General features: G+C 66.3%; 16 protein-coding genes. 10 read left to right on the top strand and 6 right to left on the bottom strand.

Translation table 11 applies throughout. The features are described from left to right. Positions 1-11 precede the first annotated feature (11 nt). Positions 12-812, top strand: a complete 801-nt coding sequence (locus N6C22_RS07080; protein WP_261650398.1) for a 2-amino-3,7-dideoxy-D-threo-hept-6-ulosonate synthase — start codon at positions 12-14, stop codon at positions 810-812. Here N6C22_RS07080 and N6C22_RS07075 read toward each other — a convergent pair. Beyond that, positions 809-1,267, bottom strand: a complete 459-nt coding sequence (locus N6C22_RS07075; RefSeq protein ID WP_261650397.1) for a hypothetical protein — start codon at positions 1,265-1,267, stop codon at positions 809-811. The two genes, N6C22_RS07080 and N6C22_RS07075, sit on opposite strands and share 4 nt — an antisense overlap. A 98-nt stretch (positions 1,268-1,365) precedes the next feature. On the opposite strand from N6C22_RS07075, the gene N6C22_RS07070 reads away from it, so the two are divergent. Further along, positions 1,366-1,935, top strand: coding sequence for a SprT-like domain-containing protein (locus N6C22_RS07070; RefSeq protein WP_261650396.1), 570 nt, complete (start codon positions 1,366-1,368; stop codon positions 1,933-1,935). A 61-nt stretch (positions 1,936-1,996) separates the two neighbouring features. After that, positions 1,997-2,545: a hypothetical protein gene (locus N6C22_RS07065; RefSeq protein ID WP_261650395.1), complete on the top strand. Its 549-nt coding sequence runs from the start codon at positions 1,997-1,999 to the stop codon at positions 2,543-2,545. On the opposite strand, the gene N6C22_RS07060 is transcribed toward N6C22_RS07065, so the two are convergent. Further along, positions 2,464-3,141, bottom strand: a complete 678-nt coding sequence (locus tag N6C22_RS07060; protein WP_261650394.1) for an HAD family hydrolase — start codon at positions 3,139-3,141, stop codon at positions 2,464-2,466. The genes N6C22_RS07065 and N6C22_RS07060 overlap by 82 nt on opposite strands. An 88-nt stretch (positions 3,142-3,229) precedes the next feature. On the opposite strand from N6C22_RS07060, the gene N6C22_RS07055 reads away from it, so the two are divergent. From N6C22_RS07055 to N6C22_RS07040, 4 genes are all read left to right on the top strand, one after another. Then, complete coding sequence (locus N6C22_RS07055; RefSeq protein WP_261650393.1) at positions 3,230-3,781, top strand: hypothetical protein; 552 nt, start codon at positions 3,230-3,232, stop codon at positions 3,779-3,781. Positions 3,782-3,854: 73 nt separating this feature from the next. Next, a complete protein-coding gene (locus N6C22_RS07050) occupies positions 3,855-4,415 on the top strand; it encodes a hypothetical protein (protein WP_261650392.1) in 561 nt (186 codons plus the stop codon). Positions 4,416-4,477: 62 nt separating this feature from the next. After that, entirely contained in the window at positions 4,478-5,044 is a 567-nt protein-coding gene (locus tag N6C22_RS07045) for a hypothetical protein (RefSeq protein ID WP_261650391.1), read from the top strand. Positions 5,045-5,097: 53 nt separating this feature from the next. Beyond that, positions 5,098-6,315 (top strand): 3-dehydroquinate synthase II, encoded by a 1,218-nt coding sequence (locus N6C22_RS07040; protein ID WP_261650390.1) that lies wholly within the window; start codon positions 5,098-5,100, stop codon positions 6,313-6,315. A gap of 27 nt (positions 6,316-6,342) precedes the next feature. On the opposite strand, the gene N6C22_RS07035 is transcribed toward N6C22_RS07040, so the two are convergent. Together N6C22_RS07035 and N6C22_RS07030 are read right to left on the bottom strand one after the other, a co-directional pair. Beyond that, the gene (locus N6C22_RS07035) at positions 6,343-6,744 is read right to left on the bottom strand and encodes a DUF6677 family protein (RefSeq protein ID WP_261650389.1); all 402 of its coding nucleotides are present in this window, start codon (positions 6,742-6,744) and stop codon (positions 6,343-6,345) included. A 23-nt stretch (positions 6,745-6,767) separates the two neighbouring features. Next, positions 6,768-7,463 carry a type I 3-dehydroquinate dehydratase gene (locus N6C22_RS07030; RefSeq protein ID WP_261650388.1) on the bottom strand — a complete coding sequence of 232 codons (696 nt, stop codon included), beginning with the start codon at positions 7,461-7,463 and terminating at the stop codon, positions 6,768-6,770. 99 nt (positions 7,464-7,562) lie between these two features. On the opposite strand from N6C22_RS07030, the gene N6C22_RS07025 reads away from it, so the two are divergent. After that, entirely contained in the window at positions 7,563-8,096 is a 534-nt protein-coding gene (locus N6C22_RS07025; RefSeq protein ID WP_261650387.1) for a GNAT family N-acetyltransferase, read from the top strand. Position 8,097: 1 nt separating this feature from the next. Here N6C22_RS07025 and N6C22_RS07020 read toward each other — a convergent pair whose 3' ends face one another. Next, positions 8,098-9,051: a transcription initiation factor IIB family protein gene (locus N6C22_RS07020; protein ID WP_261650386.1), complete on the bottom strand. Its 954-nt coding sequence runs from the start codon at positions 9,049-9,051 to the stop codon at positions 8,098-8,100. A gap of 231 nt (positions 9,052-9,282) precedes the next feature. Here N6C22_RS07020 and yjjX point away from each other — a divergent pair, with 231 nt between their 5' ends. Then, entirely contained in the window at positions 9,283-9,831 is a 549-nt protein-coding gene (gene yjjX / locus N6C22_RS07015) for an inosine/xanthosine triphosphatase (protein WP_261650385.1), read from the top strand. Between the two features lie 11 nt (positions 9,832-9,842). Here yjjX and N6C22_RS07010 read toward each other — a convergent pair whose 3' ends face one another. Then, positions 9,843-11,681 (bottom strand): flippase-like domain-containing protein, encoded by a 1,839-nt coding sequence (locus N6C22_RS07010; protein ID WP_261650384.1) that lies wholly within the window; start codon positions 11,679-11,681, stop codon positions 9,843-9,845. Between the two features lie 179 nt (positions 11,682-11,860). Here N6C22_RS07010 and N6C22_RS07005 point away from each other — a divergent pair, with 179 nt between their 5' ends. After that, positions 11,861-12,100 carry a hypothetical protein gene (locus tag N6C22_RS07005; protein WP_261650383.1) on the top strand — a complete coding sequence of 80 codons (240 nt, stop codon included), beginning with the start codon at positions 11,861-11,863 and terminating at the stop codon, positions 12,098-12,100. Positions 12,101-12,248: the final 148 nt, after the last annotated feature.

Raw genomic sequence — 12,248 nt, 5'->3', positions numbered from 1 at the left:
CAGTGACATACATGAACACAGACACAGGAATCCAGACACGGTTGGACCGTATCGGGACAGATGGGAAGTACGTCATCGTCCCGATGGACCACGGTATCACACTCGGTGCAGTACAGGGACTGAAAGACATCGAATCGACCATCGACGCGGTAACACGCGGCGGTGCAGACGCCGTCCTCACGCAGAAGGGCATCGCCCCCCGCGTCCACGAGCACAAGAACGGGGCGGGCTACATCGTCCACCTCAACGCCTCGACGGTCATCGGCCCCGACGCCAACGACAAACGCATGACGGGCACCGTGAAAGAGGCCATCCGGGTCGGTGCCGACGCCGTCTCCTTCCACATCAACGTCGGCTCGAACTACGAACCCGGCCAGATCGAGGAACTCTCGAAGGTCACCGCCGAGGCCGCCGACTACGGTATCCCGGTCCTCGCGATGGCCTACGCCCGCGGCCCCGACATCGAGAGCGACGACCCCGAGGCGCTCGGCCACGCGGTCCGCCTCGCCGAGGAGGTCGGTGCGGACATCGTCAAGACGGGCTACTCCGGCGACGGCGACTCCTTCAAGCACGTCACCGAATCGACGCGGCTCCCGGTCGTCATCGCCGGCGGCGCGAAAGGCACCGACCGCGAGACCGTCGAGATGGTCCGCGGCGCGATGGACGGCGGCGCAGCAGGCGTCTCGATGGGTCGCTCTATCTTCCAGCACGACTCGCCGGAGAGCATCGCTCGTGCCGTCTCGGCCATCGTCCACGACGACGTGAGCGTCGACGAGGCGCTCAAGCGCGGCGGTTTCGCGATGGAAGTCTAAGTTTCTGTTCTCGTATTCGTTCCTCGGAGCAGTCGCCAGCCAGCCTGGGCCAGTACCATCCCGACCAGCGCCACGGTTCCGACGGACAGGAGGATGACCGCGACGATGGCCCTCGGGTCGAACTCGGCGTCCGGGTCGACTTGCGTGACGAGCCAGATGCCGAGCATGAAGGTCCCGGCCGGCAGCACGCGGGCCAGGTGGCCGAGCGCGTCCTCGATGGTCGCGCCGGCCCCGTCGATGACCCGGTACAGGTCGACGAGCGCGTGGAGTATCACCACCGCCGGGAGCAGGAACACCGGTATCAGGAGGACGGTGAGGAGCCAGTTCCCCTCGAAGGCGGCCCCGACGAGGCTCCCACTGGAGAGCAGGATGCCCGCGAGACTCGCGATGAGCAGGAGCGCGAGCGCGGTCTCCACCTGGGCGAACGACGGAAACCTGTCGGTGATGGAGGACATGTTTCGATGCTCTGGCCAGTGCGGAATGAACTTTGTGCCGGTCCGTCTCGACGTGACACGCCGGAATGTTTAGGTCCGGGCCGGTCACGCTTGGTACCGTGCACGAGACCGGCACCCCAGACCCCGACACGCCCGCGGACCTCTGTGCCTGGGCAAAGACGTACGCCAGCACGGTCGACATCGACGTGGACCTGGACCGTGTGGACTGGGAGGTGTCGAAGCGGGCGAAGCGCCGGGCGGGGGCGTGTCGCTACCAGCCCGGCGACGAGACCTGCACCATCGTCCTCACCTGGCAGGCCTACCGTGCCTTCGGCTGGCGACAGTTCACCGACACCATCCGGCACGAACTGGTCCACGCCTGGGAGTTCCAGCAGTTCGGCGAGTCGGGACACGGCGCGCGCTTCCGCCAGAAGGCCGCGGAACTCGACGCCCCGCGACACTGCGAGACGTTCTCGGAGCCGCGGTACGTCCTGCGCTGTTCGGCGAGCGACTGCGACTGGCGGGCGGCCAGGCACCGCGCCTCGAACCCGGTGAAACAGCCTGCCGACGGCTACCGGTGTGGCGTCTGCCAGTCTCGATACGTGGTCGAACACGTCGACTCGGGTGAGACCTGGCGGACCGAGAAGGGGTACCAGCAGGCGAGGGCGGAACTGGGCGACGACTGGTAGGGTACAGCCAGTCTTTCAGGTTGCTGGTCGTTTGATATGTTCTCGTACCGAACCGGGGTGTATGCCTTCCACGACAATGCCCAAAGTGCTGGTCACAGTCGCCCTTCTCATGCTCGCGGGCTGTACCGGTGCCATCGGCGGTGAAATCGATGAGACAGCAACGCCGACAGCGACAACCACACCCACCACCGAGCAGGCCACCCAGCGACCGACGCCCGAGCGACCAACCGAGTTCACGAACGGGAACGTCGAGACCTACGTGGAATCGTCCGAGGAAGTGTACCTGTACAACCAGGCAATCGAGGACCACGCCGAAGTCCACGTTAACTGCCGCGTCCAGTGGCGCGAGCGAATCGACGACGGGTTCCGGATGGGCGTCGGCTGTGGCATCTCGATGTACGACACCGAGGACGGCAACACGGTGGTCGGCGACGGCTACTCGCGGGCGACCTACGTGGTGACGGAGAACGAGACGGTCCGCAAAGATGAGTTCGTGAACTCACCGACCCAGACAGGTACCAGAACCGCTCAGAACACCGTCTCGAACTCGTGGAGCGAGTCGAGCTGGTGGCTGGGGTCGTGGTTGCCGTCGTGGCTGGCCGCGTCGTAGGGCACCCACACCGAGCCGATGCCCATGGCGTTCGCCCCGGCCACGTCCGACCGCAGGGAATCGCCGACGTGGATGGTCGCCTCCGGAACAGCATCGAGTGCGCCCAGTGCCCGCTCGAACGGGGCGGGGTGTGGCTTCGGTTCGACGCCGTTCCGGGGGTCGACGAACACCGTGGTATCGAAGGCGTCCGCGATGCCGAGCGATTCTAACTTGGTGGTCTGGCTCTCCTCGCCGCCGTTCGTGACCAGCCCGACGCTCTCGGCGTGCGTCCGGGCGTGTTCCAGGGCGCGCTCTGCGCCCGGGCAGAACTCGACCGCCGAGTGGTCCACGAGGTCGGCGTGGGCACTCGCGAGCGCGTCGGCGGGCACGTCCTCGACACCGGCGCGGTCGGCCGCCGCGGCGAAGATCGAGGCGTAGAACTCGTGTTCGGTCTCGGCCGTCTCCACCTCACCGACGACCGCACCGAGGTCTGAGGGCTCACAGTACTGGTCGACGCCTACGGCGTCGAATGTCCGGGAGAGGAGCGTGTCGCGGTCCTGTGTGGATGCACAGAGGGTCAGGTCGAGGTCGAAGAGGACGGTAGCGGGACCGGTCATCGTGGCGGGAGTAGCGGGTAGAGGGACAAAGGGCTGTCGAGGGGGACTGGAGGAAATCTATTTCACGTCTATGAAAAGATACTGTGACATGTCCACCCCTGAGAACTCCCCATACGACGATGTCGTTACCCTCCGCGACATCGCGGCAGTCTTCACAGGCGAGGGGCTACTCCGGCAGCTCGCCGTGGTCGCCGGATTACTCACGGTCGGCGGAGTCGTGTTCGGACTGGTCCCGGTACTGTACGGCGAATTCGGCAATCACCTGTTCCTCTACCCGTCCGAGTTCGGACCGCAGTTGCGACAGAACCTCACCGCATTGATCGTGTTCAACTACGCACCCTATCTCGCACCGGCGCTTGCCTGTGTCGTGGGCGTCGCCCTTGGTGCCCGCACTGCTGCAAACCATAGAACCGTGGCGGTGTCCGCCGTGACCGGCGCGTTCGTCGGTTGTCTCCTGTTCGTCCTCGTGAGTTCTGCGCTGGCACACAGCCAGTTCGGTATCGTCGAGAACTTCATCGGGTTTCGGGACGAAGTCCCACCCTACAACACGGCTTCTCACCTGGTGAACGGGCTACTCACAGGCATCGTGGGCGCAGTCAGTGCCCTCGGTGGAAGCCTCGCTGGCAGTCTCATGAGATGACGGGACCGGTTCACGGGAGTCCGGGCGGACGTGATGGTCAAAAGATATATCGTTCGAAGGTGAGGTCAGGACCATGACCAACCCTGAACAGTCCTCCCCCGACGACCGCATCACGCTCGATGCCATCGAGTCCGCGCTGACAGACGAAGTCGTGGTCCGGCAGTTCGCCGGTGTGACGCTCGCGCTAGTGACGGCAGGTATCGCGTTCGGTCTGGTACCCGTTCTCTACGGAGGATTCAGCGACCCGAACATCCTGAACCAACCCTCGCGGTTCGCGGCCACGACACAACAACACCAGAACGGTGTGTCGCGCAACATCTATGACTTCGGCCCCTACCTCGCGCCGCTGCTGGCCGCGGCCGTCGCGTTCATCGCCGGGTCCAGACGCGAGGGACCGTGGCGAAAAGTGCTCCCGTTCGCGGCGGCCGGCGCGTTCGTCGGCTGTCTCCTGTTCGTCCTCGTGAGTACCGGAATCGGTCACACGCAGTTAGCCGTCACCGAAGGGTCGTGGGGCTTCGAGGAGGCAATCCCCCCGTACGACATGGTAGGTGTGCTCCTGAACGGCGCACTCGTCGGTATCACTGGGGCGGTAGGTGCGCTCGGTGGCGCGCTCGTGGGCGGCATCATGGAGTGAGTCGTCCAGTCGAACATATGTGACGAGAAAAAGATATATTCTTCGCGGGCGAGTCCTGAACCATGTCCAACCCTGAACAGTCCCCCTACGACGATGTCCTCACGCTCGGCGATATCGCCGCCGTCCTGACCGACCGGACCCTCCTCCGGCAGTTCGGCGTCGTCGCACTCACCCTCCTGACGGCAGGACTCGCCTTCGGGCTGATTCCGATGCTCTTCGGGCAGTACGGCGACCACAACCTCCTGCAGCTCGCCGGCGGGCCGGGCGCAGAGCAGACGGCACAGACGAACCAGAACAACATCGGCAGGCTGGTGTACATCTTCGCCCCGATACTGGCACCCATGCTGGCGACCGTCGTCACGTTCGTCTCCAGTGCGGTCCAGGACGGGCGACGCCGCACGGTCGTTCCCGCGGCGATGGCGGGCGCATTCGTCGGCTGTCTGCTGTTCCTCCTCGTGAGCACCTGGCTTCCCCACACCCAGTTCGCGGTCGTCGAGAACGCGTTCCCGTTCGATAGCACGGTTCCACCCTACGACACCGCTGGCGTCCTCCTGAACGGCGCACTCAGCGGTCTCGCCGGGGCACTCGGCGCGCTCGGGGCAGCCCTCGCTGGCAGTTTGCTGGGCTGAGCACAATCGCCACTTCCGCCACGTTAAAGCAACGCCCTGTCCCACTTCGTGGTATGACCACAGAACGCGAAGTCTGGCTGAAAGCCGACGGCTCCGTCGGCGACTGGGAGGCTCGAAAACGACGCATCACAGCGGGGCTCGAAGCCGGCGTCGACTGGGTGCTCGTGGACGATACGGACGTGGCGAAGGTCCGCGAACTCGGCGCGGTCAACATCGCTGCCTTCCGAACCGCGGGCGACGTCGACGTCATCACCGACGCCGAGAGCGGCGACGACGAGGGCGACGAGATAGAGAGCGACGGTGGCCACGCCGAGCCCGACGCCTACGTCGTCGGCAAGGACGGCGAGGGCGACGGCACCATCGACTTCCCGACCGACTTCTCCGGGTCCGCGGACCTCTCGACGATCCGGCGAGGCAACGCCAGCGGCGGCTACGTCCGCATCCTCGGCAAGGAGTACGAGAAGCTGGCCGAGGAGGTCGCGTCCGTCGCCGACTACACCATCGTCGTCGGCGAGGACTGGACCATCATCCCGCTGGAGAACCTCATCGCCCGCATCGGCGGGGACACGACGCTCATCGCGGGCGTCGAGACCGCCGAAGACGCGAGAACCGCGTTCGAGACGCTCGAACACGGCTCCGACGCCGTCCTGCTGGACAGCGACGACCCCGGCGAGATCCGCGACACCGTCGATGCTCGTGACGCGGCCGACCGCGAGAAGCTGGACATGGGCTGGGCCGAGGTCACCGCCATCGAACAGACCGGCAGTGCAGACCGGGTCTGCATCGACACCGGCTCGCTGCTCGACCACGACGAGGGGATGCTCATCGGCTCGATGGCGCGCGGGCTCGTCTTCGTCCACGCCGAGACGGCCGAATCGCCCTACGTCGCCTCCCGACCGTTCCGGGTCAACGCCGGTGCGGTCCACGCCTACGTCCGCACGCCCGGCGGCGGTACCAAGTACCTCTCCGAGTTGAAGTCCGGCGACGAGGTGCAGGTCGTCGACACCGACGGGAACACCCGTGAGGTCATCGTCGGCCGCGCGAAGATAGAGAAGCGGCCGATGTTCCGTATCGAACTCGCCATCGAAGACGACGAGGGCGAGGACCGCGTCGAGACGCTGCTCCAGAACGCAGAGACCATCAAGGTCCACACCCGCGAGGGCCGCAAGGCCGTCACCGAACTCGAACCCGGTGACGAGCTCCTGCTCTACCACGAGGACAAAGCTCGCCACTTCGGCGAGGCTATCGAGGAGTCCATCATCGAGAAGTAAGTCCTCGCGTCGCGAAACCCGTCTTCTTCACTCGCGCTGCACGCGCCGAAGGTCGTCTATCTCCTGGGCGCACCACGGACAGAAGTCGATCTCGCCGTCGAGTTCCTTCTTGCAGTTCGGACACCGCGGGCTGCCCTCTTCTGCGCGGAGCGAGCTGCTCGCCAGCAGGTAGGCGTCGGTCATCGCGGCGATCTCGACCACGCTCATCGCCATGCTCTCCGAGAGCGACACCTGGTTGGAGACGCGCTGGGTGACCGCGATGATCGAGTCGAACGAGGTGATCGCCGCCTCGGGCACCGCCAGGGCCGTGACGGTGATGAAGATGCCGACGAACAGCAGCGAACGCGCCCAGCGGCGGAGATAGGCGTGGCCGAGGCCCGGGAAGATGAACGAGAGCACGACAGCCACGACGACGCGCACGCGAACCATGGAGCCGGGTTATGGATACTACGTCAATAGGTTTCGGGTTTCGTCGACAGCGTCGACACCAGCTCCCGCATCGTCTCGAGGGGGAGTTGCCCGGGTGCCGTGGCGTCTGCCGGGTCGACCGGCGCGTAGCCGATTCGAGAGCCGTACGTCGGTGCGACGACCCGTGAGTGACTCCCGACCTCGCCCATGGCCATGGTCGCGACGCACTCCCCGTCGGCCGCGAACTCGCGGGTCACCGCGAGCAGTTCCAGCACGTCCAGGGGCACCTCGGCCGCGATGGCAAGCTTGGCCACGTCACCGTAGTCGCCGGCGGCGTCGAGCGTCTCGGCCATCTCCTCGGCGTCGTAGGTCCCCTCGAAGTCGTGTGCCGAGACCACGATCTTGGCCCCGTGTTCGCGGGCCTGCTCGGCCGTGCGGGCAGCAGCATCTGCATCGTCGGTGAAGGAAGCGAGTTCCAGGTCGACCGCCTCGACCGCCTCGTGTTCGGCGGCGGTCGCGAGTGCCGCCAGCCGGGCCGGTTCGTCGGCCGCCTCGCCTCCCTCCCAGTCGACGCGGTTCGTCGCCAGAATCGGCAGTTCGCCGTCGTACTCGTCGAGCGCTGCGAGTGGGTCGTCCGCGAGGTCCATCCGGAACTCGACGGCGTCGGCGTGGTCCCGAGCCGCCGGCTCCTCGCGCAGGTCGCTGGTGCTCGCACACAGCACGAAGGAGTCGAAGTCCATAGGGGAGCGTTGCGTGGCGACCGGCAAAAGCCTGCGCGAACCGTCATCCCTTGTCGCGGCACCGAAACGGTGAATCAGCCGTCGCCCCTCGGAACGCCCGTGTGCCAGTACCGTCCCGAGACGGCCGCCGACCGGGCCGCAGTCGAAGCGGTCCACCGCGCCGCGTTCCCGACCGACGACGAGGCCGAACTCGTCGCTGCCCTGCGTGAGAGCGAGGCGTTCGTGCCCGACCTGTCCATCGTCGCCGACGACGGCGGGCGGGTCGTCGGCCACGTCCTGTTCACCGAGGTCTCGGTCACCGCTGGCGACGCTGGAAGCGACGCCGCCCACTCCGACGCGGCGCTCACGCTCGCACCCGTCGCGGTTCATCCCGACCGACAGGGCGAGGGCATCGGCAGCGACCTCGTTCGGCACGGGCTGGCTGCCTGTGCCGCGGCAGGATACGACCTCGTGGTCCTCCACGGCGACCCGGCGTTCTACTCGAGATTCGGCTTCGAACCGGCGACGCCGTACGGGCTCGACCACCCGTTCAAGCTACCGGACGAAGACTTCCAGGTGCGGTGGCTCGGAGAGGAGAGAGACGAAAGAATCGGTGGCCGCGTCACCTACGACGCGGCGTTTCTGGACCTGTAGCTCAGACGAGGCCGAGGTTGTCCTCGGCTTCGAGCAGCTCGTGGTAGCGGTTCCGGATGGTGACCTCGGAGATGTCGGCCACGTCACTGACGGCGGCCTGCGTGGTCTTCTCGTTCGTGAGGAGGGAGGCGGCGTACACCGCGGCGGCCGCGAGGCCGACCGGGGACTTCCCGGAGTGGACGCCCTTCTCCTTCGCGTTCTTCAGGAGCGAGCGGGCACGGTGTTCGGCCTCGTCGGAGAGCTCCAGCCCGGACGCGAAGCGCGGGACGTAGCTCTCGGGGTCGGCGGGCGCGACTTCGAGCCCGAGTTCGCGGACGACGTAGCGGTAGGTGCGTGCGACCTCGTTCTTCTCGACGCGGGAGACCTCCGCGATCTCGTCGAGGCTGCGCGGGACGCCGGCCTGGCGCGCGGCGGCGTAGACGGCAGACGTTGCGACGCCTTCGATGGAGCGGCCGGGGAGCAGGTCCTCGTTGAGCGCGCGGCGGTAGATGACCGAGGCGGTCTCGCGGACGTTCTTCGGGAGTCCCAGACCGCTGGCCATGCGGTCGATTTCGCCGAGCGCCTGTTTGAGGTTGCGCTCTTTCGAGTCACGGGTGCGGAAGCGCTCGTTCCACTTGCGCAGGCGCTGCATCTTCTCGCGCTGGCGCGAGCCCAGGGAGTTCCCGTAGGCGTCCTTGTTCCGCCAGTCGATGTTCGTCGAGAGCCCCTTGTCGTGCATCGTGTTGGTCGTCGGGGCACCGACGCGGGACTTCTCGTTCTTCTCCTGGGCGTCGAACGCGCGCCACTCCGGGCCGCGGTCGACCTGGTCCTCTTCGACGACGAGGCCACAGTCGCCACAGACCGTCTCGGAGCCCTCACTGACGACGTTGCCGCTACATTCGGGGCACTGGAGACTGCTGTCGGTCGTTTCCTCTTCGGTACTGCTTACTCGTGTTCGGGTTCGTGCGTTTGGCATGGGTGCGAAGGCGGGGGCTACCGGGCAGGAGCTGTCCTGGAGAAACCCGGAAGCGCTGGTGCTGTAGATGTGCGATGTGGAGGCAGGTATTAAATGTTGTGGAATTTTTCCCTATATGCCACGAATTCCTATGTGATACGGCCAAACTCGTGATAAAATAGAAAACTTAATATATGTCTGTCCGAGCGGCGATGACAACGCACATTTGCCTGCCGCCCATGTCATCCTGCAATGCGAGTCGCCATCGGGAGCCAGAACCCCGTGAAGGTGGCAGCGACCGAGCGTGCCCTCGAAACACTCCCCGGCGTGGCCATCGAGCCCGTCGCCGTGGACTCGGGCGTGCCCGAACAGCCCCGCGGCCTCGACCAGACCATCATGGGCGCAGCGAACCGGGCCCGGCGCGCCTACGAGACGGGCGCGTTCGACCTCGCCGTCGGCATCGAAGGCGGCGTGGCCGACCTCACGCCCGAGCCCCGCACGGACGATGCCGACGCCCCCGAGGACCTCCACCTCATCATGTGGGCGGCCGTGTTCGACGGGAACCGTGTCGAGCGCGCCGCCGGCCCGAGCATCCGCCTCCCCGACGGCGTCGCGAGTCGCGTCCGGGACGGCGAAGAGCTCGGCCCGGTGATGAACGACGAGTTCGACCGCGACGACGTCGCCCGGAGCGAGGGCGCAGTCGGCGTGTTCACCGGCGGGGCCATCGACCGACAGGACGCCCTGGAGAACGCGGTCGCTGGCGCACTGGGGCCGTTCGTGACGTCGCACTACCGGTCCTGAACCCGGTCTCCTTACTCCTGCCCGACCGGCTCCGCTGCCTCCCGGGCGTCGGTACTCTCCTCGACCGCCTCGGTGAGCGAGACGTTCAGCGACACCATCGAGGTGAGCCCGCCGACGATGGTGACGACGTTCTTGACCGCGTGGTCGACGACCGCCGCAGCGATGGCGAGTTCGACCGAGATGCCGGGCGCCAGCCCGACAGCGAGGGCAGTGAAGGCTCCCTCGTACAGGCCGATGCCACCCGGTGAGAGCGGCAGGACCTTCGCGAGGTTCCCCACGCTCACCGCGAAGAAGCCGACCGTGACGAACAGTGCCAGCGGGAGGTCGATACCGACCGCACCCATCACGACCATCGCGGTCACCACGTCAAGCGTCCAGATGAGCAGGCTCGTCGAGCCGACCACCGCGAACGCCTTGCTGTCCTTCGTGACGGACTGGACGTCCGTGACGAACCCCCTGATGACGTTCACGACCATGATGGCGTAGGAGTCGTCGCTGAGGCGCGCGACGAACGGGCTCACGAGGTCCCGGTCGGACCGGGCCGAGGCGAAGATGGCGGTGACCGCGGCGACCGCCGCGAGACCGACGCCTGCTGCCACATACGACGCGTACTCGGCCGCCGAGCGATACTGGGCGTACTCCTGGGGAATCGCCTCGCCCGCGAGGGCGTTGGCGATGTCGTCCGCGCTCCCCGTCGCGACGAGCGAGAGCATCACCGCGCCGGCGAGCCCGGCGATGGTCAGCAGGTCGAACACCCGCTCGATGGCGAGCGACGCGAAGCCCGACGGATACGGGACGTCCCGTCGCATCTTCATCACGTACGCACGGACCCCGTCACCGAGTCGCGCCGGGAACACGAGGTTCCCCGTCTGGCTGATGAATATCGCGCCGGTCAGGAATCTCGTGTCGCTGTCGTACCCGATGGTCTCGAGGATGTCGCGGTAGCGAAGCCCCCGGATGGGCCACGAGAGCAGGTAGACGAGCGCCGAGGCGAGCACGAGCGTCGGCTCGGCCGCGCTCATGTGCTCGAGCACCGTCTCCCACTCCAGGTAGTAGAACGCCATCAGCAGGATGGCGACCGTCGAGAGGAGCGTCCCGGCGACGAGGCTGACGCGCCGGTTCACGCGCGGCTGTATCGACAGCTCCCACCACGTCCGGAGGATCTGACTCCCCATGCCGAACACGTCGCGGACGAGGTCGACCTTGGTGTCGCCCTTCGGCTCCCAGTCGACGGCGAACTCCTTGACCCGGAAGCCACGTCGCTGGGCCTTCACGAGCATCTCGGTGTCCCAGAACCAGTGGTTGTCCTCGACCTCGTGCTGGAGCGCGAGGAACGCCTCGCGGTCGAACGCCTTGAAGCCGCACTGGTGGTCGCGCAGGTCCGAGCGCAGGAACAGCCGCGTGAGGAAGTTGAACCCGCGGCTCGGGATACCGCGTTTGGCAGGGCGGTCCGCCTCGCGGCCCGCCATCCAGCGCGAGCCCGTCGCGAGGTCGTACCCCTCGCTCCGGATGCTCTCGACGAGCTCTTCGAGGTGCTTCATGTCCGTCGCGAGGTCCGTATCGAAGTAGACGAGGGTGTCCCCGTGGCTCGCTTCGAACGCCCGTTCGAGCGCGCCACCGCGGCCGAGGCGTTCGTCGGAGTGGAAGTGGCGCACGCGGTCGTCCGCAGCCGCCATCTCGTCCGCGATGTCCGGCGTCCGGTCGTCGCAGCCGTCCTCGGCGACGATGACCTCGAAGCTGTCGGCCGGGAGGAAAGATTCGAGTGTGGCGAGTGTCGTCTCCACCGTGGAGCGGATGGTCTTCTCCTCGTTGTAGGCAGGGAGGACGACGCTCACGTCGACCGTACTCATTGGGAGGAAATGAGCCATCGGCACCTAAGTAGCTTCTGAACGTCCCGATTAACCACCCGTACCAAGAAGCGTTGCAAAACGTTGTGCGGGGGTGTTTGGCCCCCAGTAAATCGCAAGACAGCGGCGGATTAACTCCCTGTACCAAACCCCCTATTAGAACACGTCTCTTCCCTGTAGGTATGAGCACGAGTTCCGCCGCCACCCTCGACCTGTCCGATAAGCAGCGCCGCATCCTCACGTACCTCCGCGAGAAGGCCGAGACGAAGACGTACTTCAAGTCCCGCCTCATCGGCGACGACCTCGGCATGACCGCGAAGGAGGTCGGCACCAACATGACCGCTATCCAGCGCGGCGACTTCGACGTCGACGTCGAGAAGTGGGGCTACTCCTCCTCGACGACCTGGAAGGTGTCCGTCTGAGCAGGTTGGCATCCCCGTCGACCCCGCACCCGTCATCCCCCGCTGTCGCTTGCGCCCCGCTGCACCCACGCTGTCATTTCTCCCCGGATTCCGTCGGCTCACCGCCGACATGCTGTTTCACACAGTACTGCCAGCCGGAAGCTTCGCT

It is taken from the genome of Haloarchaeobius sp. HME9146 (assembly GCF_025399835.1).
GTDB lineage: Archaea > Halobacteriota > Halobacteria > Halobacteriales > Natrialbaceae > Haloarchaeobius.
The sequence above is the reverse complement of the archived record's forward strand: the minus strand, read 5'-3'. Positions and strand labels throughout refer to the sequence as shown.

What these genes read in the sequence shown, in the direction of transcription:
- N6C22_RS07080 (WP_261650398.1), top strand. Translation starts at nt 12, where the DNA reads ATGAACACAGACACAGGAATCCAGACACGGTTGGACCGTATCGGGACA.
- N6C22_RS07075 (WP_261650397.1), bottom strand. Translation starts at nt 1,267, where the DNA reads ATGTCCTCCATCACCGACAGGTTTCCGTCGTTCGCCCAGGTGGAGACC.
- N6C22_RS07065 (WP_261650395.1), top strand. Translation starts at nt 1,997, where the DNA reads ATGCCTTCCACGACAATGCCCAAAGTGCTGGTCACAGTCGCCCTTCTC.
- N6C22_RS07060 (WP_261650394.1), bottom strand. Translation starts at nt 3,141, where the DNA reads ATGACCGGTCCCGCTACCGTCCTCTTCGACCTCGACCTGACCCTCTGT.
- N6C22_RS07055 (WP_261650393.1), top strand. Translation starts at nt 3,230, where the DNA reads ATGTCCACCCCTGAGAACTCCCCATACGACGATGTCGTTACCCTCCGC.
- N6C22_RS07050 (WP_261650392.1), top strand. Translation starts at nt 3,855, where the DNA reads ATGACCAACCCTGAACAGTCCTCCCCCGACGACCGCATCACGCTCGAT.
- N6C22_RS07045 (WP_261650391.1), top strand. Translation starts at nt 4,478, where the DNA reads ATGTCCAACCCTGAACAGTCCCCCTACGACGATGTCCTCACGCTCGGC.
- N6C22_RS07040 (WP_261650390.1), top strand. Translation starts at nt 5,098, where the DNA reads ATGACCACAGAACGCGAAGTCTGGCTGAAAGCCGACGGCTCCGTCGGC.
- N6C22_RS07035 (WP_261650389.1), bottom strand. Translation starts at nt 6,744, where the DNA reads ATGGTTCGCGTGCGCGTCGTCGTGGCTGTCGTGCTCTCGTTCATCTTC.
- N6C22_RS07030 (WP_261650388.1), bottom strand. Translation starts at nt 7,463, where the DNA reads ATGGACTTCGACTCCTTCGTGCTGTGTGCGAGCACCAGCGACCTGCGC.
- N6C22_RS07020 (WP_261650386.1), bottom strand. Translation starts at nt 9,051, where the DNA reads ATGCCAAACGCACGAACCCGAACACGAGTAAGCAGTACCGAAGAGGAA.
- yjjX (WP_261650385.1), top strand. Translation starts at nt 9,283, where the DNA reads ATGCGAGTCGCCATCGGGAGCCAGAACCCCGTGAAGGTGGCAGCGACC.
- N6C22_RS07010 (WP_261650384.1), bottom strand. Translation starts at nt 11,681, where the DNA reads ATGAGTACGGTCGACGTGAGCGTCGTCCTCCCTGCCTACAACGAGGAG.
- N6C22_RS07005 (WP_261650383.1), top strand. Translation starts at nt 11,861, where the DNA reads ATGAGCACGAGTTCCGCCGCCACCCTCGACCTGTCCGATAAGCAGCGC.